This is a genomic window from Enterobacter sp. DC1 (assembly GCF_000568075.1).
Taxonomy (GTDB): Bacteria; Pseudomonadota; Gammaproteobacteria; order Enterobacterales; family Enterobacteriaceae; genus Enterobacter; species Enterobacter asburiae.
This window is the reverse complement of the sequence record NZ_AZUA01000008.1, coordinates 146,413-171,828: the sequence shown is the minus strand read 5'-3', so window position 1 is coordinate 171,828 and position 25,416 is coordinate 146,413. Positions and strand designations below refer to the sequence as shown.

At 58.2% G+C, this 25,416-nt stretch carries 27 protein-coding genes; 9 read left to right on the top strand and 18 right to left on the bottom strand.

All coding sequences use genetic code 11. From position 1 onward, the window contains the following. Positions 1-8 precede the first annotated feature (8 nt). The gene (gene fkpA / locus P346_RS02915) at positions 9-827 is read right to left on the bottom strand and encodes an FKBP-type peptidyl-prolyl cis-trans isomerase (RefSeq protein ID WP_023309460.1); all 819 of its coding nucleotides are present in this window, start codon (positions 825-827) and stop codon (positions 9-11) included. A gap of 238 nt (positions 828-1,065) precedes the next feature. Between fkpA and P346_RS02920 the strand changes: the two genes are divergently transcribed. Further along, entirely contained in the window at positions 1,066-1,284 is a 219-nt protein-coding gene (locus tag P346_RS02920; protein WP_023309461.1) for a protein SlyX, read from the top strand. A 200-nt stretch (positions 1,285-1,484) separates the two neighbouring features. On the opposite strand, the gene slyD is transcribed toward P346_RS02920, so the two are convergent. The 4 genes from slyD to kefG form a co-directional block, all read right to left on the bottom strand. After that, positions 1,485-2,075 (bottom strand): peptidylprolyl isomerase, encoded by a 591-nt coding sequence (gene slyD, locus P346_RS02925; RefSeq protein ID WP_014833521.1) that lies wholly within the window; start codon positions 2,073-2,075, stop codon positions 1,485-1,487. A 94-nt stretch (positions 2,076-2,169) separates the two neighbouring features. Further along, positions 2,170-2,370 (bottom strand): YheV family putative zinc ribbon protein, encoded by a 201-nt coding sequence (locus tag P346_RS02930; protein ID WP_010436300.1) that lies wholly within the window; start codon positions 2,368-2,370, stop codon positions 2,170-2,172. Between the two features lie 13 nt (positions 2,371-2,383). Next, on the bottom strand, positions 2,384-4,189 hold the full coding sequence (gene kefB, locus P346_RS02935) for a glutathione-regulated potassium-efflux system protein KefB (protein WP_032641069.1): 1,806 nt from the start codon (positions 4,187-4,189) through the stop codon (positions 2,384-2,386). Beyond that, entirely contained in the window at positions 4,189-4,740 is a 552-nt protein-coding gene (gene kefG / locus P346_RS02940; protein WP_014885493.1) for a glutathione-regulated potassium-efflux system ancillary protein KefG, read from the bottom strand. Before kefG ends, kefB begins: the two co-directional genes overlap by 1 nt. A 138-nt stretch (positions 4,741-4,878) precedes the next feature. On the opposite strand from kefG, the gene P346_RS02945 reads away from it, so the two are divergent. Then, entirely contained in the window at positions 4,879-6,783 is a 1,905-nt protein-coding gene (locus P346_RS02945; protein WP_032662320.1) for an ABC transporter ATP-binding protein, read from the top strand. 15 nt (positions 6,784-6,798) lie between these two features. Further along, the gene (locus P346_RS02950; protein WP_032662318.1) at positions 6,799-7,731 is read left to right on the top strand and encodes a LysR substrate-binding domain-containing protein; all 933 of its coding nucleotides are present in this window, start codon (positions 6,799-6,801) and stop codon (positions 7,729-7,731) included. A 63-nt stretch (positions 7,732-7,794) separates the two neighbouring features. Here the strand turns inward: P346_RS02950 and mdcH are convergent, their stop codons facing one another. From mdcH to mdcA, 8 genes are all read right to left on the bottom strand, one after another. Continuing rightward, positions 7,795-8,691: a malonate decarboxylase subunit epsilon gene (gene mdcH, locus P346_RS02955; protein WP_032662315.1), complete on the bottom strand. Its 897-nt coding sequence runs from the start codon at positions 8,689-8,691 to the stop codon at positions 7,795-7,797. Continuing rightward, positions 8,691-9,308, bottom strand: coding sequence for a malonate decarboxylase holo-ACP synthase (locus P346_RS02960; protein WP_032662313.1), 618 nt, complete (start codon positions 9,306-9,308; stop codon positions 8,691-8,693). The genes mdcH and P346_RS02960 overlap by 1 nt, the downstream gene beginning before the upstream one ends. A 2-nt stretch (positions 9,309-9,310) precedes the next feature. Next, a complete protein-coding gene (locus P346_RS02965; RefSeq protein ID WP_024907941.1) occupies positions 9,311-10,270 on the bottom strand; it encodes an AEC family transporter in 960 nt (319 codons plus the stop codon). 128 nt (positions 10,271-10,398) lie between these two features. Further along, the gene (mdcE, locus tag P346_RS02970; RefSeq protein WP_032662311.1) at positions 10,399-11,199 is read right to left on the bottom strand and encodes a biotin-independent malonate decarboxylase subunit gamma; all 801 of its coding nucleotides are present in this window, start codon (positions 11,197-11,199) and stop codon (positions 10,399-10,401) included. After that, complete coding sequence (locus tag P346_RS02975) at positions 11,199-12,032, bottom strand: biotin-independent malonate decarboxylase subunit beta (protein ID WP_032662309.1); 834 nt, start codon at positions 12,030-12,032, stop codon at positions 11,199-11,201. The genes mdcE and P346_RS02975 overlap by 1 nt, the downstream gene beginning before the upstream one ends. Beyond that, positions 12,025-12,324, bottom strand: coding sequence for a malonate decarboxylase acyl carrier protein (mdcC, locus tag P346_RS02980; protein WP_014885504.1), 300 nt, complete (start codon positions 12,322-12,324; stop codon positions 12,025-12,027). Before mdcC ends, P346_RS02975 begins: the two co-directional genes overlap by 8 nt. A 9-nt stretch (positions 12,325-12,333) precedes the next feature. Beyond that, positions 12,334-13,191, bottom strand: a complete 858-nt coding sequence (locus P346_RS02985; RefSeq protein WP_032662307.1) for a triphosphoribosyl-dephospho-CoA synthase — start codon at positions 13,189-13,191, stop codon at positions 12,334-12,336. Further along, positions 13,191-14,846 (bottom strand): malonate decarboxylase subunit alpha, encoded by a 1,656-nt coding sequence (gene mdcA / locus P346_RS02990; RefSeq protein WP_032648362.1) that lies wholly within the window; start codon positions 14,844-14,846, stop codon positions 13,191-13,193. Before mdcA ends, P346_RS02985 begins: the two co-directional genes overlap by 1 nt. Before the next feature lie 228 nt (positions 14,847-15,074). Here mdcA and P346_RS02995 point away from each other — a divergent pair, with 228 nt between their 5' ends. The 3 genes from P346_RS02995 to P346_RS03005 are packed head-to-tail and all read left to right on the top strand — an operon-like array spanning position 15,075 to position 17,212. Then, positions 15,075-16,097, top strand: coding sequence for a hydrolase (locus tag P346_RS02995; RefSeq protein WP_032662305.1), 1,023 nt, complete (start codon positions 15,075-15,077; stop codon positions 16,095-16,097). Beyond that, positions 16,094-16,312 carry a YheU family protein gene (locus P346_RS03000; protein WP_008503016.1) on the top strand — a complete coding sequence of 73 codons (219 nt, stop codon included), beginning with the start codon at positions 16,094-16,096 and terminating at the stop codon, positions 16,310-16,312. Before P346_RS02995 ends, P346_RS03000 begins: the two co-directional genes overlap by 4 nt. Positions 16,313-16,342: 30 nt before the next feature. Then, entirely contained in the window at positions 16,343-17,212 is an 870-nt protein-coding gene (locus tag P346_RS03005) for a phosphoribulokinase (protein WP_032662303.1), read from the top strand. 86 nt (positions 17,213-17,298) lie between these two features. Here P346_RS03005 and P346_RS03010 read toward each other — a convergent pair whose 3' ends face one another. Continuing rightward, on the bottom strand, positions 17,299-17,703 hold the full coding sequence (locus P346_RS03010) for an OsmC family protein (RefSeq protein ID WP_032662302.1): 405 nt from the start codon (positions 17,701-17,703) through the stop codon (positions 17,299-17,301). A 311-nt stretch (positions 17,704-18,014) separates the two neighbouring features. On the opposite strand from P346_RS03010, the gene crp reads away from it, so the two are divergent. Both crp and P346_RS03020 read left to right on the top strand, forming a co-directional pair. Next, complete coding sequence (gene crp / locus P346_RS03015) at positions 18,015-18,647, top strand: cAMP-activated global transcriptional regulator CRP (protein ID WP_000242758.1); 633 nt, start codon at positions 18,015-18,017, stop codon at positions 18,645-18,647. A gap of 57 nt (positions 18,648-18,704) precedes the next feature. Then, positions 18,705-20,792 carry a YccS/YhfK family putative transporter gene (locus P346_RS03020; protein WP_032662299.1) on the top strand — a complete coding sequence of 696 codons (2,088 nt, stop codon included), beginning with the start codon at positions 18,705-18,707 and terminating at the stop codon, positions 20,790-20,792. Here the strand turns inward: P346_RS03020 and argD are convergent. The 4 genes from argD to ppiA form a co-directional block, all read right to left on the bottom strand. Beyond that, positions 20,789-22,009, bottom strand: a complete 1,221-nt coding sequence (gene argD / locus P346_RS03025; protein WP_193743818.1) for a bifunctional acetylornithine/succinyldiaminopimelate transaminase — start codon at positions 22,007-22,009, stop codon at positions 20,789-20,791. The genes P346_RS03020 and argD overlap by 4 nt on opposite strands. 86 nt (positions 22,010-22,095) lie before the next feature. Then, entirely contained in the window at positions 22,096-22,659 is a 564-nt protein-coding gene (pabA, locus tag P346_RS03030; protein ID WP_032662295.1) for an aminodeoxychorismate synthase component 2, read from the bottom strand. 30 nt (positions 22,660-22,689) lie between these two features. Continuing rightward, entirely contained in the window at positions 22,690-23,274 is a 585-nt protein-coding gene (locus P346_RS03035; protein WP_032662293.1) for a putative adenosine monophosphate-protein transferase Fic, read from the bottom strand. 106 nt (positions 23,275-23,380) lie between these two features. Further along, positions 23,381-23,953, bottom strand: coding sequence for a peptidylprolyl isomerase A (gene ppiA, locus P346_RS03040; RefSeq protein WP_023309471.1), 573 nt, complete (start codon positions 23,951-23,953; stop codon positions 23,381-23,383). A 278-nt stretch (positions 23,954-24,231) separates the two neighbouring features. On the opposite strand from ppiA, the gene tsgA reads away from it, so the two are divergent. Next, on the top strand, positions 24,232-25,416 hold the full coding sequence (gene tsgA, locus P346_RS03045; RefSeq protein ID WP_032662292.1) for an MFS transporter TsgA: 1,185 nt from the start codon (positions 24,232-24,234) through the stop codon (positions 25,414-25,416).

Sequence of the window (25,416 nt, the reverse complement as noted above, 5' to 3'; positions counted from 1 at the left end):
TTTCAACATTACTTCTTAGCAGCAGCGGCTTTATCGTCAGCCGGTGCGTCTGCCTTGGCATCCGCTTTCGGTGCCGGTTTGATATCCAGCAGCTCTACGTCAAAGACCAGCGTAGAGTTGGCAGGGATACCCGGAACGCCGGTTTTGCCATAGGCCAGATCCGGTGGGATAACCATCTTGATCTTGCCGCCTTTCTTGATGTTTTTCAGGCCTTCAGTCCAGCCAGGGATCACACCATCCAGACGGAAGGAGAGAGGCTCACCGCGGGTGTAAGAGTTATCGAACTCTTTACCGTCGATCAGCGTACCTTTGTAGTTCACAACAACGGTGTCGCTGTCTTTAGGCGCATCGCCGGTGCCTTCTTTCTCAACTTTGTACACCAGGCCGGTAGAAGAGGTTTTCACACCTTTCTCTTTGGCAAAAGTATCGCGGTAGGCTTTGCCTTTCGCTTCGTTGTCTTTAGCGTCCGCGTCCATCTTGGTCTGCGCGGCACCCTTCACGCGCGCTTCGAACGCCTGCAGAGTCTGTTCAATTTCCTGGTCAGACAGCTTGCTCTTATCTGCAAATGCGTCCTGAACGCCCGCGATCAGCTGAGCTTTATCCAGTTTGATGCCCAGTTTCTCTTGTTCTTTCAGAGAGTTTTCCATGTAACGACCCAGAGATGCGCCCAGTGCGTAGGCGGATTTCTGGTCGTCATTTTTGAACGCCGCTTTGCTGTCTGCAGTGGCAGCAGGCTTCGCAGCAGTATCAGCAGCGAATGACAGCGGCGCGTTCAGCGCAACAGCCATCGTCGTCGCCAGCAGCGTTACTTTAAACAGTGATTTCATCCATATCTCCAGGGCCTGGGGACTCTCACCCCAGCGTTAAACGTAAATGAGTTACGTACTATAAAACGTTGCGGAAGAAATCTACAGACAGACACTTCCAATTCTCGCCACTTTTCAGACTATTTTTGTTTAAATAAGTTTCCTGCCAAGGGGATGCAGACTGTACTTAAGGTTAAACTCGGTTAAACTGCGCCGCCGCAGGGCCATTATGGCGAATCTGAAATAAACGAGGTGAATGATGAAGGATACAGCAATAGAAGCGAGAATGGCTGAGCTGGAAAGCCGCCTGGCTTTTCAGGACATCACCATCGAAGAGCTAAACCAGACCGTGACCGCACATGAGCTCGAAATGGCAAAACTGCGGGATCATATGCGCCTGCTGACGGAAAAGCTGAAGGCTACACAGCCGTCAAACATTGCCTCTCAGTCAGAAGAGACGCCACCTCCTCATTATTGAGGCGTAAAAAAAGCGGGATTATTATCCCGCTTTTTTTGTGCCCGGTGGCGCGAAGCTTACCGGGCCTACATACCAAATACCCTATGGATTTCGAGTCGCATGAAGGCGGCAAGCTTGAAAATCCCCGGGAGCATAGATAACTATGTGACCGGGGTTTGAAAGCGCAGCCAACGCACCTGCGGCTTGAAAGACGACGGGTATTAGTGGCAGCCGCAGCCGCCGTTACCGCAACCACCTTTACCGTGGTCGTGGCCATGGTCGTGATCGTGGCCGTGACCACCGCAGCAGCCGTCGTGGCCGTGATCGTGGTCATGGTCATGACCGTGCGCACCGTGAACGTGGCCATGAGCCAGCTCTTCTTCGGTCGCTTCACGGATCGCAACAACTTCTACGTTGAACTTCAGGTTCTGGCCAGCCAGCATGTGGTTGCCGTCAACCACGACGTGGTCATCTTCCACTTCGGTGATTTCAACGGGAACCGGACCCTGGTCGGTTTCAGCCAGGAAGCGCATGCCAACCTGCAGTTCGTCAACGCCCATGAACACGTCTTTAGGAACGCGCTGAACCAGGTTGTCGTCATACTGACCGTAAGCGTCGTTCGCGCCTACAGCAACGTCAAATTTGTCGCCAACTTCATGACCTTCCAGCGCGTTTTCCAGGCCAGAAATCAGGGAACCGTGACCATGCAGGTAGTCAAGCGGCGCACTCACCGGAGACTCATCAACCAACACACCGTCTTCTGTACGTACCTGATAGGCCAGGCTGACCACCAGGTCTTTTGCTACTTTCATGATATCTCCTGAGCGTGGGAAAATTGCTGGCGCAGATTGTAGCGGAAATCTGCACCCGTGTACCCTTTAGCTTAAAAAAACTCAGGGCATATCGCTAGTCCGGATGAAAAATCCCGATAACTTGCTCTTCTTTGCGAACGTGATCGCGGGCCTCTTTATCGGCCTCACGCATCTGGTGACCGCACTTAACACACTCAACAACATCAATATTATTTTCCCGCCACATCGCCAGGGTATCTTGTGCCTGGCAGGTCGGGCATTTTGCACCCGCAATAAAGCGTTTACGTACAGCCATCTTTCGTTACCCTTTATTCAAATTCATCCCAGCCATCGAGCTGGCGTCGTTCCTGTTGCATCTCTCGCTGGAAGATCTCCTCCAGCTCGCGACGCGCTTCCCGCACGCGGGAGATCTGCGCCGTATCGGTATGGACCGGCATCAGCTCGCGCAACATCCGCATATCCAGCCGGCGGAAGTGCATTTGGGCGCGCTGCGCCTGATGCGGATGCATGCCGAGCGAGATCAGCGCCTTACGGCCCAGCTCCAGCGCACTGGAGAACGTCTCACGGGAGAAGTGTTTCACACCCGCCTGCAACAATTCGTGAGCTTCAACACGTCCCCGCGCACGCGCCAGAATATGCAGATGCGGGAAATGCTGCTGGCACAGCTCCACCAGCTTCATCGTGTCTTCCGGATCGTTACAGGTAATCACGATGGACTCTGCCGCTTCGGCCCCCGCCGAGCGCAGCAGCTCGAGCTGGGTCGCATCGCCGTAGTAAACCTTGTAGCCATATTTACGCATCAGGTTGACCGCGCTGATATCCCGCTCCAGTACCGTAATGCGCATTTTGTTCGCCATCAGCAAACGCCCGATAACCTGTCCGAAACGGCCAAAGCCCACCACAATCACCTGCGGCTTGTCGTCTTCCACCCACGGCGCTTCGTCTTCATCGTCAGCTGGATTCAGGCGGCGCGACAGCAGTTTATCCACCAGCTTCATCAGCAGCGGCGTGGTCATCATAGACAGCGTGACCGTAACCAGCAAAAGCGCCATCTGATCGTCTTTAAACAGCTTCTGGGAGGATGCGGTAGAGAACAGCACAAACGCGAACTCGCCTCCCTGGCTTAACACGCTGGCAAATTGCATGCGTTCCGAACTGCGCAGCCCGTAGATACGTGACATGACGTACAGCACCAGCATCTTCACCGCCACCAGGATAGCGACGCTCACGACCACCCACAGCAGATGGGTATAGAGCACACCGAGGTTGAGCGCCATCCCCACCGAAATAAAGAACAGGCCTAGCAGCAGCCCTTTGAAGGGATCGATGGCAATTTCAAGCTCGTGCCGATACTCGCTCTCCGCCAGCAGCACCCCGGCGATAAAGGTCCCGAGCGCCATCGACAGCCCAAGCGCGTCCATAAACAACGCCGATCCCAGCACCAGCAGGAGCGTCGCGGCGGTAAACACCTCGCGAACGCCAGACGCGGCTATAAAGCGGAACACGGGACGTAGCAGGAAACGTCCGCCAATCAGCATGCCCGCGAAGGCCAGCACCTTCATGGCAATTTTAGCCCAGTCGAAATGATCGTCCCCGGAGCCCGCCAGCAGGGGCACCAGCGCCAGCGCCGGGATCACCGCCAAATCCTGGAACAGCAGCACCGAAAAGCCCAGCTGACCGGCTTCGTTGCGATTCATCCCCTTATCGCGCATCAGCTGCAGCGCCATCGCCGTCGACGACATCGCAAGGCCTATCCCACCAATCACCGCCGCCTGCCATGAAAAGTTGGTCAGCATTAGCAGGCCGCCCAGGATCGCGGCGCTGAACAACACCTGCGCGGCGCCCACGCCAAAGATAGAGCGTCGGAGCTGCCACAGTTTCGAAGGATTCAGCTCCAGGCCGATGATGAACATCAGGAACACCACGCCCAGTTCGGAGAAATGGAGGATCTCATCTACATCGCTGATGAATCCCAGTCCCCAGGGACCAATCGCGATCCCCGCCAGCAGATACCCCAGCACCGCACCGATACCAATGCGTGCAGCAAGCGGCACCGCGACGACGGCCGCAAATAAAAACAGCACCCCGGCGAGGAGCAAATTCGATCCTTCCATTAACGACCTCCTGCCGGAATCGGTGACGCCAGCCATTCACCGTAGGCTCTGGCGTGGCTTGCCAGTTCTTTCGGATCCTGACGCCGCGCCCAGTAGACAATAATCGGGCTCATCCAGTGCATACGGCACATGGCCGCCGTCAGCTCGAAAGGCCGCAGGATGTCGCTCATCGGATAACGATTCAGCCCGTCGTGACGGTAAGCGCTTTCGGGTTCACCGGTCGTAATCACACTACGCCAGTACTTTCCCGCCAGCTGGTTGCCCCCCACCCCGCTGGAGAAGCCCCGGCTCAGCACGCGGTCCAGCCACTCTTTGAGCAGCGCCGGACAGCTATAGGTATAAAGCGGATGCTGGAACACAATCACGTCATGCTGACGCAGCAGCTCCTGCTCGTAAGGGATATCAATAAAGAAATCAGGATAGTGCGCGTAGAGATCGTGCACCGTTACGTTACTAAGCTGTGTGGCCGGCTTAAGCAGCACCCGGTTTGCCACCGAGTCCTGAGATTCCGGATGGGCATACAGCAGCAGCACTTTTGCTGTCTGAGACATCATTCCCCTCCCGGTCTTGTTTCTGTTTTTGTGTATCGTCGCTGTTTTGGGCTACCATGGCGGCCCGGTGCGGAAAATGGCCCACACCTTACATTATCATAATGACAAATTAACATAGTCGGAACATACGGCGCTTCTATGATTGTTTTCTCCTCGTTACAAATTCGTCGCGGCGTGCGCGTCCTGCTGGATAACGCCACTGCTACCATCAACCCGGGCCAAAAAGTGGGCCTGGTCGGCAAAAACGGCTGCGGTAAATCCACCCTGCTGGCGCTGCTGAAAAACGAGATTAGCGCGGATGGCGGTAACTTTACCTTCCCGGGGAACTGGCAGCTCGCCTGGGTAAACCAGGAGACGCCTGCGCTGAGCGAGCCGGCACTCGACTATGTTATCGACGGCGACCGTGAATACCGCAAGCTGGAAGCGGAACTTCATTCTGCTAACGAGCGCAACGATGGTCATGCCATCGCCACCGTTCACGGCAAGCTGGACGCCATCGACGCGTGGACCATTCGCTCCCGCGCCTCCAGCCTGCTGCACGGCCTGGGCTTCAGCAACGAACAGCTGGAACGCCCGGTCAGCGATTTCTCCGGCGGCTGGCGTATGCGCCTCAACCTGGCGCAGGCGCTGATCTGCCGCTCGGACCTGCTGTTGCTTGACGAACCGACCAACCACCTCGATCTCGATGCGGTTATTTGGCTGGAGAAGTGGCTCAAGAGCTATCAGGGCACTCTGATTCTGATTTCCCACGACCGCGACTTCCTTGACCCGGTGGTGGATAAAATCATTCATATCGAACAGCAAACGATGTTCGAGTACACCGGCAACTACAGCTCCTTCGAGCGCCAGCGCGCGACGCGTCTTGCCCAGCAGCAGTCCATGTACGAAAGCCAGCAGCAGCGCGTGGCGCACCTGCAGAGCTTCGTGGATCGCTTCAAGGCCAAGGCGTCAAAAGCCAAGCAGGCCCAGAGCCGCATCAAGATGCTGGAACGCATGGAGATGATCGCCCCGGCGCACGTGGATAACCCGTTCCACTTCAGCTTCCGCGAGCCGGAGAGCCTGCCAAACCCGCTCCTCAAGATGGAGAAGGTCAGCGCGGGCTATGCCGACCGCATTATTCTCGACTTCATAAAGCTCAACCTGGTGCCGGGTTCACGCATTGGCCTGCTGGGGCGTAACGGCGCCGGTAAATCGACGCTGATCAAACTGCTGGCGGGCGAGCTTAACCCGGTCAGCGGTGAAATCGGCCTGGCGAAGGGCATCAAGCTAGGCTACTTCGCCCAGCATCAGCTGGAATTTTTACGCGCGGATGAATCACCGATTCAGCACCTCGCGCGTCTGGCGCCGCAGGAGATGGAGCAGAAGCTGCGCGACTATCTCGGCGGCTTTGGCTTCCAGGGCGATAAGGTGACTGAAAACACCGAGCGCTTCTCCGGCGGCGAAAAAGCCCGTCTGGTGCTGGCGCTAATCGTCTGGCAGCGCCCGAACCTGCTGCTGCTCGATGAACCGACCAACCACCTGGATCTCGACATGCGCCAGGCGCTGACCGAAGCGCTGATTGAGTTCGAAGGCGCGCTGGTTGTGGTTTCGCACGACCGTCACCTGATCCGCTCCACCACGGACGATCTGTATTTAGTGCACGGCGGCAAAGTCGAACCGTTCGACGGCGATCTGGAAGACTACCAGCAGTGGCTGACGGACGTGCAGAAGCAGGAAAACCAGCCGGAAGAGTCAGCAAAAGACAACGCCAACAGCGCGCAGGCGCGTAAAGACCAGAAGCGTCGTGAAGCGGAGCTTCGCACCCAGACGCAGCCGCTACGTAAAGAGATTACCCGTCTCGAAAAAGAGATGGAAAAGCTCAACGCCACGCTGGCTACCGTGGAAGAGAAGCTCGGCGATAGCGGTCTGTATGACCAGAGCCGCAAGGCTGAGCTGACGGACTGCCTGCAAACGCAGGCGAAGACCAAATCCAGCCTCGAAGAGTGCGAGATGGCGTGGCTCGACGCGCAGGAACAGCTGGAAGCGATGCTGCAGGCTGAATAACACGCCGGGAGGGTTATGAGTTTCGATATCACGAGCGAGATTACGTTCCGCAAGCTCAGCATCTTCATGACGTTTATGGAGAAAGGGAATATCGCGCGTACCGCCGAAACTCTGGGCCTGAGCGGCGTGAGCGTGCACCGCGCGCTGCACACGCTGGAAGAGAACGTGCGCTGCCCGCTCTTTACCCACAAGGGGCGCAACCTGATTGCCCTGCCTTCCGCCTGGACGCTGCTGGAGTATTGCCAGGAGGTGATGCAGGTGATGGAGCGCGGGCTGGAAGAGTCGCGCAAAATCGCCGGTATCGGCCAGGGGAGGCTGCGCGTGGGCACGCTCTACTCCCTGACGCTGGAAACCGTGCCGCGCCTGATTATGGGCATGAAGCTGCGCCGTCCGGATCTGGAGATGGATCTGACGATGGGCTCCAACGACACCCTGCTGCACATGCTGGATGAAGGCTCGCTGGACGCGATTCTTATCTCCATCTCCGAAAGCGACATCGACCGCAACAGCCTTGAGGTTCTGCCGCTCTTCCACGACGACATCTTCCTCGCCGCACCGGCTTCCGCCACGCTTAATACCAGCGGGCCAGCGGATCTGCGTGATTACAAAGATCAGAAGTTTGTCGCTCTGGCAGAAGGGTTCGCCACGTATGCAGGGTTTCAGGAAGCGTTTCATATCGCCGGGTTCGAGCCGGAAATCGTCACGCGCGTAAATGACATTTTCTCGATGCTGAGCCTGGTGCAGGCAGGCGTTGGATTTACGCTGATGCCGGGCAGGATGAAGAAGGTCTACGAGAATTCGGTGCAGCTGTTGAAGCTGGCGGAGCCGTACCAGATGCAGCAGCTGATCGCGATTGTCTTTGCCCGCAACCGCGAGCAGGACCCGAGCCTGCGGGCATTAGCCGCCGAAGGGCGGATGTATGCGCGCAGTTTGCAGGAAAGTGTGTGATACAAAACAAGGCAACCGAACCCGTAGGACCGGTAAGGCGCAGCCGCCACCGGGCAAAAAAACTCACGCACGAAGCCGCTTCGCCAGATGCACCGCCACGTCTACCCCGCTGCGCTCCAGCGAAAGGGTCTCCCCTTCCCACGCAGCCTGCCGCGTCAGGCAGGTCAGTACGCCGCCGGGCGGCATCTCAATTGCCAGCCGCGCTTCGCGCTCGTTAGCGGAAATCACCGCCTCCTGCCAGCGCACGGTTCGCGCCATGTTCATCGCCAGATCGTCGGCGATTTTTTCCGGCTGCCAGAGCACGCGGCCGGTACTGCCGCTCAGGTACGCGCAGCGTGGACGAGCCAGCGTGACGGACTCAAACGCCGCCGCCAGCTTTTGTGCCGGTTTCGCCAGCAGCTCGCAGTGCGACGGCACGCTTACCGCCAGCCGTTTGGCCTTGCTCGCCCCTTTTGCCAGCGCACGCCCGGCGGCCTGGGCCATCCCGTCATCGCTTCCGGCAATCACGATCTGCGTTTCAGCGTTCAGGTTGGCAATGTAGGTTCCGGTGCCTTCAATCAGCGTTTCCACCTGCGGCAGGGTTAAGCCCATGATTGCCGTCAGGCCGTAGCCGTGCGGGTACGCCTGCTCCATCAAATCGCCGCGCAGCGCCACCAGCCTCAGCGCGTCCGAAAAGTCCAGCGCGCCCGCGATAACCGCCGCCGGATAAGCGCCGATGGACAGCCCGCTGACGATATCCGCCGTCACGCCGCGACGCTCCAGCTCGCGCCCCCAGGCCACACCGGCAATCAGCAGCGAAAGCTGAACCGCGCGGGTATGGGTTAACGCGTCCGCGCTGTCCAGCGTATCCAGTTCGGCGCCAAGCACCTCTCGCGCACGTTCCAGCTCCGTTCCCGGCAAATTTTGCAGCATGCCTTCATGCTGCGTGCCCTGTCCCGGAAAGGTAAACAGTATTTTCATCACTCCTCCCTGCGCCACGGATCCGCCACCAGGCGCGGTCCGCGGTGGGTTTTCAGCAGCGTTTTGCCGTCACGCAGCCACTCCGCCAGCGCAAAGCCCCCTTCGGGCGTATCCACCTGCGTATCCGCCCGGCACAGCGCGCGGCTCAGCTGCGACTGCCATGCGGTAAAAGCATCGGGGGAAATCGGCTGCGGCGCGCGGATCAGCAGATCGAGATCGCTGTCGGCATGGATCACCGGAATGCCCGTCGCCAGCGCGTAGCCGGTGCTGCCGGTGATCCCCCACGTCCACGGCCACGCCTGCTGCGCAAGCTGCAGCGCCACCTGAACCGGCGGCTGGGTGACAAACGGCGAACGCAGCAGATCGGCGGTGGCGCACAGGTCTTCCGGCGACACCACGCGCCGCACGTTTTCCGGCTTCACCCATCCGGCCGCCCGCTGGTCGCGGCGCAATCCGCGCACACCAACGGGAATGCGGCCTTCACTATCAACATCACGCCGCACCACCACCGGCAGGCCGGTATGCCAGGCCGCCTCCACCCAGGATTCGGTGATACCTTCCAGCGCGTCGCGCGCGGTAAGCCAGATGAGGTCGTGAGGGCGTAATGTTGTGGTCATAATTACATTCCTGAAGTCAGCGAGATAAACAGCGGCAGCGACAGGATACACAGTACGGAGCTTAACAGCAGCACGGCTTCAGCATCCGGCGACTGCACGCCAAAGCGGTTACCGAACACCACGCCGAAGAAGCCTGCGGAGAGCGCAATCATCAGGATAGCGGTGATCGCCACGGAGCCGTGCAGACCGAAGATCAGCACAATACCCCAGGCAATAGCGGGCTGAATCAGCAGCTTGGCGATGGTGGACGTAATCACCATGGTGTTGATCTGCAGCTTACGGGCAGAGAGGATCACCCCGGTCAGGAACAGCGCCGCAGCGGTCGCCGACAGCCCCAGCGGTTTAATCGCGGCAAGAACCAGTTCCGGCATTTTGATCCCGATGGCGGAAAGAATCACGCCCAGCAGCGGGCCCATCACGATCGGTTTCTTAATGGAACGCCACATCAGCACCGGCAGCATGGAGAGCGTTGAGCCGGAGTTATTCCCCTCGGCGCGCGCTTTTTCACGCTCCAGGATCAGCAGGCAGAACGGGGTCATCAGCACCGAACCGCAGGCAATAGAGACCGCAACGGAAAGCGACGTGGAAGATCCTTCACCCAGCACGCTGCCCAGAATCGGCAGGCCCAGCGCCGCGTAGTTCGGTAAAGCTACCGTCAGGGTCAGCACGGCCGCGTCCTGCGGGGATTTCTTAAAGACTTTAGTCGCGAGGAAGTAGATGGCCGCATAGGTAATCCACATCGCCAGCGTCAGCACCAGAATCAGCGGCGACTGCGCCACAATGCCGGTCCACGGCGTTTGCACGGTGGCGCTGAACAGCGCGGCAGGCAGTGCAAAATCCATCACGAAGATATTGAGCAGGGAAACGTTTTTGTTATCGACCATCTTTGCCTTACCGGCCCAGAAACCCAGCAGCATGATGACGAAAATCGGTGCAAGAGCATGAACAATTACGTAAGTCATAAATCACCTGTAGTAAAAAAAGTTTTAGCACTGGTGCGATGTTTATTATTTTTCAGGATGCAGGCTCCCACGCGGGCGCAGCGGACGCGCTCGCGGGGGTTTGCATCTCTGGCAGGTCTTTTTTTTACTTACCAGCTGGCTCGCATACGTTCGCGTACGAGCGCCGAGCTGCGGCGGTTGTCAGCACCCAGACGGTTTTTAAGCGTCGCGTCCTGACGAGCATCGCTGATGGCCTGTTGCAGGGTGGTTTTCACCTGCGCCAGATCGCGATCGGACGGGGCATCCGGATTGCTGATGTCCAGCAGGCTGGAGAGCAGCCCCAGCGTCGCGTAGTTGCTGATGTCGTAGGCCATTGGCGGAATGGTCGCCGCTAGTTTTTCCAGCGCCTCGACGGTACGCAGCGTGATGCGAGCGGCGGACTCTTTCCCCATCGCGTGGATCAGCACGCCCTTGTCGTTAAAGGCGATCAGACGGTTGGCCTGGTAGCCGTGCGCCAGGAACGCGCCGGACATCGCCTTGCCGACGATAAGCCCAATCACCGGGTGACCGGCCAGGCGCGCGTTAGCATACGCGGCAGCGGCTCCTGCCAGCGCCTGATGAATACCAAACGCCTCTTCGCGACGGCCATAGGCCTGGCTTGGGACGTCGATCACCGCCACCATCGGGCGCTTCACGGCTTTATCGGCATCCGCCGCGACGGTTTCGCTAACCACTTTCGCCAGCGTCCAGCCTTCCAGCAGACCGACTTCGCCCTGCGCCGCGCGCGGGAAGTGGTTGTTGGCATCCGGCACCACGGCCACAAAGCGCACCGCCTCGCCGTTCAGCTCGCCGTCTGCCGCCTGCACGGACGGGCAGAGCCCTTCGATACGTTTGGCATTCGGGGCGAGGGTTTCCAGCCAGAGCTCGCCACGGCTTTTTGAATTACTCATCATTTCACCTCCCGGGCAAAAAGCGCGTTAATCTGTTCGGCATCGGCCTGCTTGCGGGTATCGAAATTCGTCAGACGGTTCAGGTAATCGTCGTAGTTATCAGTGCGGTGTTTCGCCGGCACGCCTTTCGCAATCGCGTCGTTCATCGCCGCCTTCACCGCATTTACGCCGTCGCCCACCAGCGCGTCCACCAGCCCGCTTTGATAGCGCACTTCGCCGCCGGTCATGCTCCAGATAAACGGACGGTCGCGGGAGTCGTACTCTTCAATGCCCGCCTCCTGCTCGATAACCTGCGGGCCGTTGAGGCCGAGACGCGCTTCGCGGGTCACAATCAGGTAGCTGCACAGCGCCGCGGCGATGGACATCCCGCCGAAGCAGCCCACGGTCCCGGCAACAATCCCGACCACCGGGGTATACCGGCGCAGGTCAACAATCGCGGCGTGGATATCGGCAATCGCCGCCAGGCCGAGGTTAGCTTCCTGCAGGCGCACGCCGCCGGTTTCGAGGCACAGCACTGCCTGCGTCGGAATGCCGTTACGGTTATCTTCCGCCGCCAGCTCCAGCGCCGCCGCCATTTTTGCACCGGACACTTCGCCCATGCTGCCGCCCTGGAACGCGCCTTCAATCGCGACCACGACCGCAGGCTGACCGTTGATGGTGCCTTTTGCGACGACCATACCGTCATCGGCCTGAGGAACAATCCCCTGCGGCCCAAGCCACGGAGAGATAATGCCTTCAAACGGATCCAGCAGTTCGCGGTAGCTGCCGTCATCCAGCAGGGCCTGCGCGCGCTGGCGCGCTTTTAGTTCGATAAAGCTGCTGTCATCACGCATGGCTCACCCCCTCAAAAACCTGTTCGATGCGAATGCGGGCCACGCCCGGCGTCGCGCCGAAGTCATGAATGGTCAGTTTGCCTGCCGGCAGGCTGCTGACCGTTTGCAGGCGGTTGAACAGCGCCTCCCAGCGGCCACGGCTGTTGTCGACTGAGGTGGTGATATCAATGGTTAGCGTCTGGCCCGGTTCGGCGGTGAAGAGCACCTCCATATCCCCGGAGCCGACGACGCCCGCCAGCGCCCTGCCGCTTAACGCGCGGCTGGCTGGCACGGTCAATGTAATTTTTTCCATAACTTCCTCTTAATGCTTTGAATAAGGCGTTTCGACGCGGTCGAGAAACAGCGTGGCGGCAAGCAGGTCGGCAGCACCGCCCGGTGAAGCGTTGAGCGAGAGCATCTGACGGTCTAAGTTCGCCAGCGCCTGCTGGCCCGCCGCCGTTTCACAGCCTCCGGCGTTCAGTACCGCACGGGCACCGCTCTGCATGGCGTCCAGCCCCTCCATTCCGGCGCGCGACAGCACGCAGGTGTCGGTGAGGGAGGTCATGATGGCCATCAGCGCGTCGAGCCTGGCCTGCGCCTCGCTGCTGCCGTTGAGACGGCTGAGGCGAAGCTGCGGCAGTGCACGCTGCATAACGTGCGGGAACGCCTGCTGCGCCTCTTCGCGTGCGCCCGGCACTCGGTAGCGGTGCGTGGCGCGCAGGCCTTTGCTGAACACCTTCGGTGCCGTGTCGTCCGGGAGTTTCGCCAGCTGAGCGGCGGTATTCGCGACGACCTGCGCAGTTGCCTCCCCGCCCAGCATCGCCACCGCGCTCACCAGCAATCCCAGCGCCCAGATCGCGCCACGATGGGTATTCACCCCGTCGGTGGCCGCCATCATCTGCTGTTCGCCTTCGCGGCCAAGACGGCCAACGGTTTGCCGAAGCGCAATATCTGCCGGACGCAGCCAGCTTTGCTGCGCCAGCGCCTGAAACGTGGGGGTCAGGCTGCGCGCGGAGCGCTCCATCAGCGCAAGGGATAGATCGTGGTGTGCGCCGTTCCCCCGACTGTCCACCAGACCGGGTTTCGGGCTTAAACGTGCTTCGTCAATCAGACACTGCGTGGCGGTTCGCGCCAGCCATTCGGCACCGCCTTCAACCTGAATCTGGGGCAGAAGTTTCATTACCAGCTCCGGAATTTCGCAGGTGGGTTATACAGACCGCCGGACCACTCCACGAGGTCAGACACGCTGCCCGCCGCCAGCAGAGAGCGGGTGGCGTCGGTGCGGCGAATCCCCATATCTTCCGGATACACCACCTTGCCGCTCTGGCGCAGTTCCGCCACGCGTTTGGCATCAACGCCCAGGCCGATATCGGTGATCCCCGCGACGGCGGCAACCATGGCCCGACGCTCTTCCAGATCTTTGGCGCGATAGAGGTAGGCAATCCCCTCTTCCGTCAGCACGTGCGTCACGTCATCGCCGTAAATCATCACCGGTGCCAGCGGCATGCCGGAGGCTTTCGCCACGTCAACGGCATCAAGTTTTTCCACGAAGGTTGGCTTCACGCCCGCCTGGAAGGTTTCCACCATCTGCACGACGAGTTTTTTACCGCGCTGCATCGGGTCAGGCTCGGTGATCATGTTCAGCCAGGCCGGGGTAGCGTGGCGACGACCGTGCGGGTCATGGCCCATGTTTGGCGCGCCGCCGAAGCCGGAAAGACGACCGCGCGTCACGGTTGAGGAGTTGGCGTAGCCGTCAACCTGCAGCGTAGAGCCGATGAACATATCCACCGCGTACTGACCGGCCAGCTGGCAGAAGGCGCGGTTGGAACGCATGGAGCCGTCGGCACCGGTAAAGAACACGTCCGGACGGGCGCGGATGTACTCTTCCATCCCCAGCTCGCCGCCGAAGCAGTGCACGCTTTCCACCCAGCCGCTTTCAATGGCGGGGATCAGCGTCGGATGCGGGTTCAGCGTCCAGTGTTTACAGATTTTGCCCTTCAGGCCGAGCTGTTCGCCGTAGGTGGGCAGCAGCAGCTCAATCGCCGCGGTGTTAAAGCCGATACCGTGGTTCAGGGACTGCACCTGGTGCTCCGCGTAGATGCCTTTGATGGCCATCATCGCCATCAGAATATGTTCCTGCTTAATGAGGCGCGGGTCGCGGGTGAACAGCGGTTCAATAAAGAACGGTTTGTCCGCAACGACCACGTAGTCGATCCAGGAGCCCGGAATATCCACGCGCGGCAGCTCGCACTCGTCGTCCACCAGCTCGTTCACCTGCGCGATGACGATGCCGTCGTGGAACGCGGCGGCTTCCACCAGCGCTGGGGTATCTTCGGTACTCGCCCCGGTATAGAGGTTGCCTTTGCGGTCGGCTTTAAAACCGGCAATCAGCGCCACGTTGGGCGAAAGGTCGACGTAGAGGCGTGAGTAAAGTTCGATGTAGGTGTGAATCGCACCGATTTCGAGCTGACCGTCTTCCAGCAGCTGCGAAATACGCAGGCTTTGCGTCCCGGAGAAGGAGAAGTCCAGCTTGCGGGCAATGCCTTTCTCGAAGATGTCCAGATGCTCGCTGCGGCCGACGCTCGGCATGATCATATGCAGGTCGTGGACAATTTGCGGGTTCACTTCGGCGAGCGAGCGGGAAAGGAAATCCGCCTGCTTCTGGTTGTTACCTTCCAGAACGACCTTGTCGCCAGGCGCGATTAATTTTTCCAGCATGGCGACAAGATCGCCGGTTGGCAGTACCTTGCCCTGCACCGGTACGGAGGCCAGACGACGCGCTTTTTCGCTGCGTCGCGTGTTCCATTGCCGGGTGGGTGTTTGCCCAGATAACATTATTAACCTCCTGATTCAGCTAATCATTTTGATTTGCTTAACGTTGAGTAAAGTGTGCGCTCTGGTGAGAAAGGCATCAATTAAGCGTAGAGCGGAATCATTAGCCTGAGAGTAATAATCAAGGTAAAGATTTGTGATCGGGATCAGTTCATGTTTCGGAAAACCAGGCTAAACGGGGTACAATTCGGAAAGTACCGTAAATTTCTGACAAGAATCAGCATCGCGCTTATGACCCAAATCATTCCATCAGACTTCGACATTGCGGCCGAAGACAGCACTGAGTTCGTGCCTATGCGCGGCGTGGCCAATCCCCATTTGCAGACCATGCTGCCGCGACTGATCCGCCGCAAGGTTCAGTTCACCCCGCACTGGCAACGGCTTGACCTGCCAGACGGTGATTTTCTGGATCTCGCCTGGAGCGAAGCGCCTGAACAGGCCCGCCATAAGCCGCGTCTGGTGGTTTTCCACGGTCTGGAAGGCAGCCTGCACAGCCCGTATGCGCATGGATTAATTGAGGCGGCAAAAGCGCGCGGCTGGCTCGGCGTGGTGATGCATTTTCGCGGCTGCAGCGGCGAACCGAATCGTCAGAAACGCATTTATCACTCGGGTGAAACCGAAGACGGAACGTGGTTTTTACACTGGCTGCGGGACAACTTTGGCACCGTGCCAACCGCCGCGGTGGGCTACTCGCTGGGCGGAAATATGCTGGCCTGTCTGCTGGCCAAAGAGGGCGAAAGCGTACCGCTGGATGCCGCCGTCATTGTCTCCGCGCCGTTTATGCTGGAGCAGTGCAGCTACCACATGGATAAAGGCTTTTCCCGTGTCTATCAGCGCTACCTGCTCAACCTTCTGAAGGCCAATGCGGCGCGTAAGCTGAAGGCCTACCCGGATACCCTGCCGGTAAGCCTGCGCCAGCTGAAAAAGGTGCGCCGTATCCGCGAGTTCGACGACCTGATCACCGCGAAAATCCACGGCTTCGCCGATGCGATTGACTATTATCGTCAGTGCAGCGCCATGCCGCTGCTCAGCAAGATCACGCAGCCGACGCTGATCATTCATGCCAAAGATGATCCGTTTATGGATCATCACTCGATCCCCGCTCAGGAGTTCCTGCCCGACAACGTTCACTATCAGTTGACCGAGCACGGCGGCCACGTCGGGTTTATCGGCGGCACGCTGCGCCGCCCGAAAATGTGGCTTGAGGCGCGAATTCCTGACTGGCTAACCCCTTATCTGGAGGGTGTAAAATGATTATTCCCTGGCAGGATCTGGCTCCCGAAACGCTCGATAATCTGATTGAAAGCTTTGTATTACGCGAAGGCACCGATTATGGTGAACAGGAACGCTCGCTTGAGCAAAAGGTCAACGATGTTAAGCGCCAGCTGAAAAGCGGCGACGTGGTGCTGGTGTGGTCAGAACTGCATGAGACGGTCAATATCATGCCCCGCAACGCGTTTCACGGCTGATCTTCCACCCTTTTCAGTCAGGGAGTTGCTATGTCTGCCAGACATCCGGTTATTGCCGTTACGGGGTCGAGTGGTGCGGGAACCACCACCACCAGCCTCGCATTTCGCAAGATTTTCGCCCAGCTGAATCTCCGTGCGGCGGAGGTCGAAGGCGATAGCTTTCACCGCTACACGCGTCCGGAAATGGACATGGCCATCCGTAAGGCGCGCGATTCGGGTAAACACATCAGCTACTTCGGCCCGGAAGCCAATGACTTCGGCCTGCTGGAACAAACCTTTATTGAGTACGGTCAGAGCGGCAAAGGGCAGTCCCGCAAATATCTGCATACCTATGATGAAGCCGTTCCCTGGAATCAGGTGCCGGGAACCTTTACCCCGTGGCAGCCGCTGCCGGAACCTACCGACGTCCTGTTTTACGAAGGATTGCACGGCGGCGTGGTCACACCTCAACACGACGTGGCGCGCCACGTGGATCTGCTGGTCGGCGTGGTCCCTATCGTTAACCTGGAGTGGATCCAGAAGCTGACGCGCGACATGAGCGAGCGCGGCCATTCTCGCGAAGCGGTGATGGACTCCGTGGTGCGCTCCATGGAGGATTACATTAACTTCCTGACGCCGCAGTTCTCCCGCACCCATATCAACTTCCAGCGCGTGCCGACGGTGGACACATCCAACCCGTTTGCCGCTAAAAGCATCCCGTCTCTGGATGAGAGCTTTGTGGTGATCCATTTCCGCAATCTCGACGGTATTGATTACCCGTGGCTGCTGGCCATGCTGCAGGGTTCGTTTATTTCGCACATGAATACGTTAGTCGTGCCGGGCGGAAAAATGGGGCTGGCGATGGAGCTCATCATGACGCCGCTGGTGGAGCGACTGATGGAAGGGAAGCAGATCGCGTGAGTTGTTTTGCCCGGTGGCGCTGCGCTTACCGGGCCTACGGTCGTGCTTTTGTAGGGCGGGTCAGCGAAGCGCCACCCGCCAAAAGATTAAGCCTCGATCACTTCATACGAATGCGTGATTTTTACCGCTTTCTCCAGCATTAACGCCACAGAGCAGTACTTCTCCGCAGACAGGTCAACCGCACGCGAGACCGCCGCGTCTTTCAGCTCTTTACCGGTGACCACAAAGTGCAGGTTAATATGGGTGAACAGGCGTGGCGCCTCTTCGCGACGTTCTGATGTGAGTTTGACTTCACAATCCGCCACGTCATGACGACCTTTTTGCAGAATCGACACCACGTCAATTGCGCTGCATCCCCCTGCCGCCATCAGCACCATTTCCATTGGGCTTGGCGCTTTATCGCCGGAGTTACCGTCCATCAAAATCTGGTGTCCTGACGCGGACTCGCCCAGGAACGTTAAACCTTCAACCCATTTCACGCGCGCTTGCATATTCTTAAACTCCAACGTTGCATTTTTGGTGACAGATTACGCGTGCGTTACATTTCTCGCAATGGAAGGCGACCTGCATCATGCTGAAGCGAGACACCAGGAGACACGCGGCGAAAGCTATGCTAAAACACTCTGGATGCTACAGTAATACATTGACGTTACACATGTATGCAGAGGACATCAAACTTTACTGGCTGCGAAACGTTACGGTAGCCGACTTCCCAGGGTATGGGTAAGAATTCGATTGCAACCCCAGAGTCCGGATGCATCTGATGACTCTGGTGACAGCTTATAACAGAGGATAACAGCGCATGGTGCTTGGCAAACCGCAAACAGACCCGACTCTCGAATGGTTCTTGTCTCATTGCCACATTCATAAGTACCCATCAAAGAGCACGCTGATTCACCAGGGTGAAAAAGCGGAAACGTTGTATTACATCGTTAAAGGCTCGGTGGCAGTGCTGATCAAAGATGAAGAAGGGAAAGAGATGATCCTTTCTTATCTGAACCAGGGCGATTTCATCGGTGAACTGGGCCTGTTTGAAGAGGGCCAGGAACGTAGCGCCTGGGTTCGTGCAAAGACAGCATGTGAAGTGGCTGAAATTTCTTACAAGAAATTCCGTCAGCTGATTCAGGTTAACCCTGACATCCTGATGCGTCTTTCTTCCCAGATGGCGCGCCGTCTGCAGGTCACGTCAGAAAAAGTGGGTAACCTCGCCTTCCTGGACGTTACCGGCCGTATCGCGCAGACCCTGCTGAACCTGGCGAAACAGCCAGATGCCATGACCCACCCGGACGGCATGCAAATTAAAATTACCCGTCAGGAAATTGGTCAGATCGTCGGTTGCTCCCGTGAAACAGTGGGCCGTATCCTGAAAATGCTGGAAGATCAAAACCTGATCTCCGCCCACGGTAAAACCATCGTGGTCTACGGAACGCGTTAATTCCGCTTAAACGGCGTGCCATCGCAAGGTGTCACGCCGTTTTTGTCTCTACTCCCCATGTGGCGCAGGCTGATCTATCACCCGGAAGTTAACTACGCACTGCGACAAACGCTGGTGTTGTGTCTTCCTGTGGCCATAGGTCTGATCCTCGGACATCTTCAGCAAGGCCTGCTGTTTTCCCTCGTGCCCGCCTGCTGCAACATCGCCGGTCTGGACACGCCGCATAAGCGCTTTTTCAAACGCCTGATTATCGGCGGCTGCCTGTTTGCGGGCTGTAGCCTCGCCGTGCAGCTTCTGCTTGCCCGGGATATCCCGCTGCCGCTGATCCTGACCGTGCTGGCGATGACCCTCGGCGTGACGGCGGAAATCAGTTCGCTGCATGCCCGCCTGCTTCCCGCCTCGCTGATTGCGGCCATTTTCACACTGAGCCTCGCCGGGAATATGCCGGTGTGGGAGCCGCTGCTGATCTACGCCCTGGGGACATTATGGTACGGGCTGTTTAACTGGTTTTGGTTCTGGCTGTGGCGCGAACAGCCGCTGCGTGAATCCCTGAGCCTGCTCTATGTGCAGCTTGCGGATTACTGCGAGGCCAAATACACCCTGCTCACCCAGCATACCGATCCGGAAAAGTCCTTACCGCCGCTGCTGACGCGCCAGCAGAAGGTGGTGGATCTGATAAGCCAGTGCTATCAGCAGCTGCATATGCTCGCCGCCAACAAGAACCACGAGTACAAACGGCTGCTGCGCACCTTCCAGGTCGGGCTGGATCTGCAGGAGCATATCTCCGTGAGCCTTCACCACCCGCAGGAAGTGCAAAAGCTGGTCGAGCGCAGCCACGCAGAAGCGGTGATCCGCTGGAACGCGCAGACCGTCTCGGCACGCCTGCGGGTGCTGGCCGACGATATTCTCTACCACCGCTATCCCACGCGCTTTAATATGGATAAGCAGCTGGGCGCGCTGGAGAAAATCGCCCGTCAGCATCCGGATAACCCCGTCGGCCAGTTTGCCGCCTGGCACTTCAGCCGCATCGCCCGCGTGTTGCGCACGCAGCGCCCGCTTTATCCCCGTGACCTGATGGCGGATAAGCAGAAACGGCTTCCGCTATTGCCCGCCCTCAAAAGCTATCTTTCTCTTAAATCGTCCGCACTGCGCAACGCCGCAAGGATTAGCGTGATGCTCAGTACCGCCAGCCTGATGGGCATGGCGCTACACCTGCCGAAACCCTACTGGATCTTAATGACCGTGCTGTTTGTTACCCAGAACGGCTACGGCGCCACGCGGGTGCGTATTCTGCATCGGGCTGGCGGAACGATGGCCGGGCTGATCATTGCGGGCGTGACGCTGCACTTCCACGTGCCGGAAGGCTATACCCTGGCAGGCATGCTGGCGGTTACGCTGGTGAGCTACCTGATTATCCGCAAAAACTACGGCTGGGCGATGGTAGGCTTTACGGTGACGGCGGTATATACCCTGCAGCTGCTCACGCTCAATGGCGAACAGTTTATTGTCGCCAGGCTGATTGATACCCTGATCGGCTGCCTGATTGCCTTTGGCGGCATGGTCTGGCTGTGGCCGCAGTGGCAAAGCGGACTGCTGCGCCAGAACGCCCACGACGCGCTGGAAGCCGACCAGCAGGCAATTCGCCTGATCCTGAGCGACGACCCGCAGCCCTCGCCGCTGGCCTATCAGCGGATGAAGGTCAACCAGGCGCACAACGCCCTGTTTAACTCGCTCAACCAGGCGATGCAGGAGCCGGGCTTTAACTCGCACTATCTGGCAGACATGAAGCTCTGGGTGACGCACAGCCAGTTTATCGTCGAGCACATTAACGCCATGACCACGCTGGCGCGCGAGCACACTATGCTGACGCCGGATCTGGCGCAGCGCTATTTGCAGTCGTGTGAAATTGCGTTGCAGAGGTGTCAGCAGCGTCTGGAGTATGACGCGCCGGGCGAGTCAGGCGACTCAAACATTCTGGAAGCGCCAGAGACGTTAACCCACGGGCCAATGAGCACGCTGGAGCAGCATTTGCAGCGCGTTCTCGGGCATCTGAACACCATGCACACCATTTCGTCGGTGGCATGGCGTCAGCGTCCGCATCACGGGATTTGGTTAACGCGCCGGTTAAAGCGAACCGAGTATTAGCCTTTAACGATCTTCGCGACCGCCGCGGCAAAGCGGGTTAACCCCTCTACGATGTCTTTGTCTTCCACCACCAGCGACGGCGCAAAGCGCATCACGTCCGGCCCGGCATTGAGCACCATCACCCCTTCGTGCGCGGCGGCGTGCAGGAAATCACGCGCGCGGCCCTTGTACTGCGGCTTCAGCTCGGCGCCAATCAACAGCCCCATCCCGCGAATTTCGCTGAACACGTCGTACTGCTCATCAATCTTTTGCAGGTGTTTTACGAACAGCTCGCGCTTCGCGCTCACGGCGTTCAACACCTCCGGCGTGTTGATAATGTCGAATGCGGCGCCCGCCACGGCGCTCGCCAGCGGGTTACCGCCGTAGGTAGAGCCGTGAGAGCCGACGTGGAACGCGGAGGCGATCTCCTGCGTCGTCAGTACCGCACTCACCGGGAAACCACCGCCGAGCGCTTTAGCGCTGGTCAGAATATCCGGCGTCACGCCGTAGTGCATATACGCGAACAGATCGCCGGTACGCCCCATCCCGCACTGCACTTCATCAAAGACCAGCAGCGCCTGATGTTCGTCGCAAAGCGCGCGCAGCCCTTTCAGGAATTCCGGCGTCGCTGCGGTCACGCCGCCTTCGCCCTGGATCGGCTCGACCACCACCGCGCAGGTATGGTCGTCCATCACCGCTTTCACGGCATGCAGATCGTTAAACGGCACGTGGACGATGTCGGCCGGTTTCGGGCCAAACCCGTCGGAATACTTCGGCTGGCCGCCAACGGAAACGGTAAAGAAGGAGCGTCCGTGGAAGGCATTGTGGAAGGCGATGATTTTGGTTTTGTACGGGCTGTGGCGCGTGGTGGCGTAGTAGCGCGCCAGCTTAAAAGCGGTTTCGTTAGCCTCGGTGCCGGAGTTCATAAACAGCACGCGCTCGGCGAAGGTGGCATCGATGATCTTACGCCCCAGGCGCAGCGCCGGTTCGTTGGTGAACACGTTGCTGGTGTGCCACAGGGTTTCGCCCTGGGTTTTCAGCGCCTCCACCAGCGCGGGATGGCAATGACCCAGCGCCGTGACCGCAATACCGCCCGCGAAATCCACATACTCTTTACCCTGCTGATCCCAGACGCGGCTGCCCTTTCCCTTCACCGGGATAAACTCAGCCGGTGCATAAATCGGCAGGATCACTTCATCAAATGTCGCGCGGGTAATTGCTGGTTGTTCAGTTGCCATGTCATGACCATCCATTTTATGTCACAGTGATTGTGAAAATATAATCACAAAATATGCATAAAAAATCACAGCAAGGCAACAGATATTCAGCGATTGAGGAAATTCGCCAGCAGCGCGTGCCCCTGCTCGCTGAGGATGCTTTCCGGGTGGAACTGCACGCCTTCGAGGTCCCATTCGCGGTGACGAATCCCCATAATCTCCTGCGTATCGCTCCAGGCGGTCACCTCAAAGCAGTCGGGCAGCGTCGACGGGTCAATCACCAGGGAATGGTAACGCGTCACGGTTAACGGATTATTGAGCCCCGTGAATACCCCGGAGCCGGCGTGGGTGACCGGAGAGGTTTTACCGTGCATTACTTTCGCGGCGCGCACGATGGTGGCACCAAACGCCTGAGCAATCGCCTGATGGCCCAGGCAGACGCCCAGGATCGGCAGCTTGCCGGCATAGTGCTGGATCACATCCAGAGAAATCCCCGACTCCGACGGCGTACACGGCCCCGGAGAAATCACGATTTTCTGCGGAGCCAGCGTGTCGATATCGTCGAGATGGATCTCGTCGTTGCGGCGGACAACCACCTCTGCACCCAGTTCACAAAAATACTGGTAAAGGTTCCAGGTGAAGGAATCGTAGTTATCAATCAGCAGAATCATGGCGGCTCCCGAAAAAAATGCCGCCCTATTCTACTCAGATTCCCGCGCTTCGCTCACTACTTTGGCAAAGATAGCGTTTAACGCGGTTAAATCTCCCGTTGCGCCACTTCGGTTAGCCGCCACCCACTGCTCGGGATCGATATCGCGCCAGTCCAGCGCGTAGCCCGCGTGGAGCGCCAGCTGCTCGAAGAAAACGCGCTGGGCGATACCGTTGCCGCGCATAAACGGATGTAGCATGTTGATTTCGCAGTAATAGTGGCTAACCCGGTCAACAAACGCCGCTTTCTCAAGACCCACAAGATACTTTTCGCTTTCCAGCGCCGCCATCAGCTCGTTGCCCATCTTCTCGATGTACTCAAAATGGCAGAAGGGAATGTCACCTTTAAAAATATCGTCGGTACGGAGTTCGCCAGCCCGCTTCATCTCGCTGCGGTACAAATGACGATGAATAAGGCACAGATGGGGCAACCCGGGCGCGGAAGGCCCAAGCTCCAGCGTCTCAATATGGGGTTCTGAGGGACCATTACCTTTTTCAAGGAGACAACTGGCCTGTAAATTGACGTTACGCTGCTGCTCCCAGAGACGGGATTTTTGCTTGTCGGTGAGTTTTTTCACTTAACGCCTCCCTGAATAGTCCGTTTGCCACAAGTATAAGCAGCAAAACGCGCTTTCGCAGGGAGGGCTAAATCACACGGGCGAGGATCGCCCGTATTTAAGAAGATTACGGCAGAACTTTCGCGGAGAGAATAACCACCGGTTTTGACGGCACATTCTGATACGGACCGACGTCGTGAGTAGGCACCTGAGAAATCTTGTCGGCCACGTCCATCCCTTTCACGATTTTACCGAAAACGGCATAGCCGAAGTCGCGCTGACCGTGGTCGAGGAAGGCGTTATCCGCCACGTTCAGGAAGAACTGGCTGGTCGCGCTGTCTTTGTCCGCGGTACGCGCCATGGAGATGGTGCCGCGCTTGTTCAGCAGGCCATTGTCCGCTTCGTTTTTAATAGGCGGGTTAGGCTGCTTCTGCTGCATCTGCTCGTTGAAGCCGCCGCCCTGCACCATAAAGCCCGGGATCACGCGGTGGAAGGTGGTGTTGTTATAGAAACCACTGTTCACGTAGTCGAGGAAGTTTTTCACAGAAACCGGAGCTTTCTGGCTATTCAGTTCCAGCTCAATGTTCCCGGCGGAGGTGGTCAGCAGAACGTGAGGGTCCCCTTTGGCTGCCAGCGCAGCAGGGGAAACGGCAGAAAGAGCAAACACAGCTGCGACAGCCGCCAGTGTTGATTTGAGCATGAGAATTCCTTAACAAAGCGCAGTATAAAAAGCGAATGGCTTGATTCTAAAGAGCAGTATGAACGGAGACCAGCCTTTTACCTAATTTTACGAAATTGAAACAGTTGTAACCGCGCAAACGGTTGGCTTTCGCGCCCTTTTGTGTGATCACGATCACACAAACCCATGCAATGAACTTCTAATTTCTCTTAAAAGATATGAATGGATCACTTTAATGTCTAAAATCTGCCCGCTATCAGCGCCCCCTGGGCGCTTTTCTTTTTCTGAACAGGCCAGACATGACTAACAGCAATCGCATCAAGCTCACATGGATCAGCTTCTTCTCCTACGCCCTGACCGGCGCGTTGGTGATCGTCACCGGGATGGTGATGGGAAATATCGCAGACTACTTCCAGCTGCCCGTTTCCAGCATGAGTAATACCTTCACCTTCCTCAACGCAGGGATCCTCATCTCTATCTTCCTGAATGCCTGGCTGATGGAAATCGTCCCGCTGAAAACCCAGCTGCGCTTTGGCTTTGTGCTGATGATCGCCGCCGTGGCGGGCCTGATGCTGAGCCACAGCATCGCCCTGTTCTCCGCCGCGATGTTCGTGCTTGGTCTGGTCAGCGGGATCACCATGTCGATCGGTACGTTCCTGATTACCCACATGTATGAAGGCCGCCAGCGCGGCGCGCGTCTGCTGTTTACCGACTCCTTCTTCAGCATGGCCGGAATGATTTTCCCGATGGTCGCGGCCATTCTGCTGGCGCGCAGCATTGAGTGGTACTGGGTTTATGCCTGCATCGGCCTGGTCTACGTGGCGATCTTTATTCTGACCTTCGGCTGCGAGTTCCCGGTGCTGGGCAAGAAAGCGCAAACCGCCGCAGAGCCCGTTGCGAAAGAAAAGTGGGGCATTGGCGTGCTGTTCCTCTCCGTTGCCGCCCTGTGCTACATCCTGGGCCAGCTGGGCTTTATCTCCTGGGTACCGGAGTATGCTAAAGGTCTGGGCATGAGTCTGAACGATGCGGGTAAACTGGTGAGCGATTTCTGGATGTCTTACATGTTCGGCATGTGGGCGTTTAGCTTTATCCTGCGCTTCTTCGACCTGCAGCGCATTCTGACCGTGCTGGCAGGTATGGCGACCGTACTGATGTACCTGTTCATCAACGGTTCACCGGAACATATGCCGTGGTTCATTCTGACCCTGGGCTTCTTCTCCAGCGCCATTTATACCTCGATCATCACCCTGGGTTCGCTGCAGACCAAAGTGGCCTCGCCGAAGCTGGTTAACTTCGTCCTGACCTGCGGCACCATCGGCACCATGCTGACCTTCGTGGTGACGGGCCCGATCGTGGCCCACAGCGGCCCGCTGGCGGCGCTGCACACCGCTAACGGTCTGTATGCCGTGGTATTCATCATGTGCTTCATCCTGGGCTTCGTGACCCGCCACCGCCAGCACAACGCGGCGGCAGCGTCTCACTAA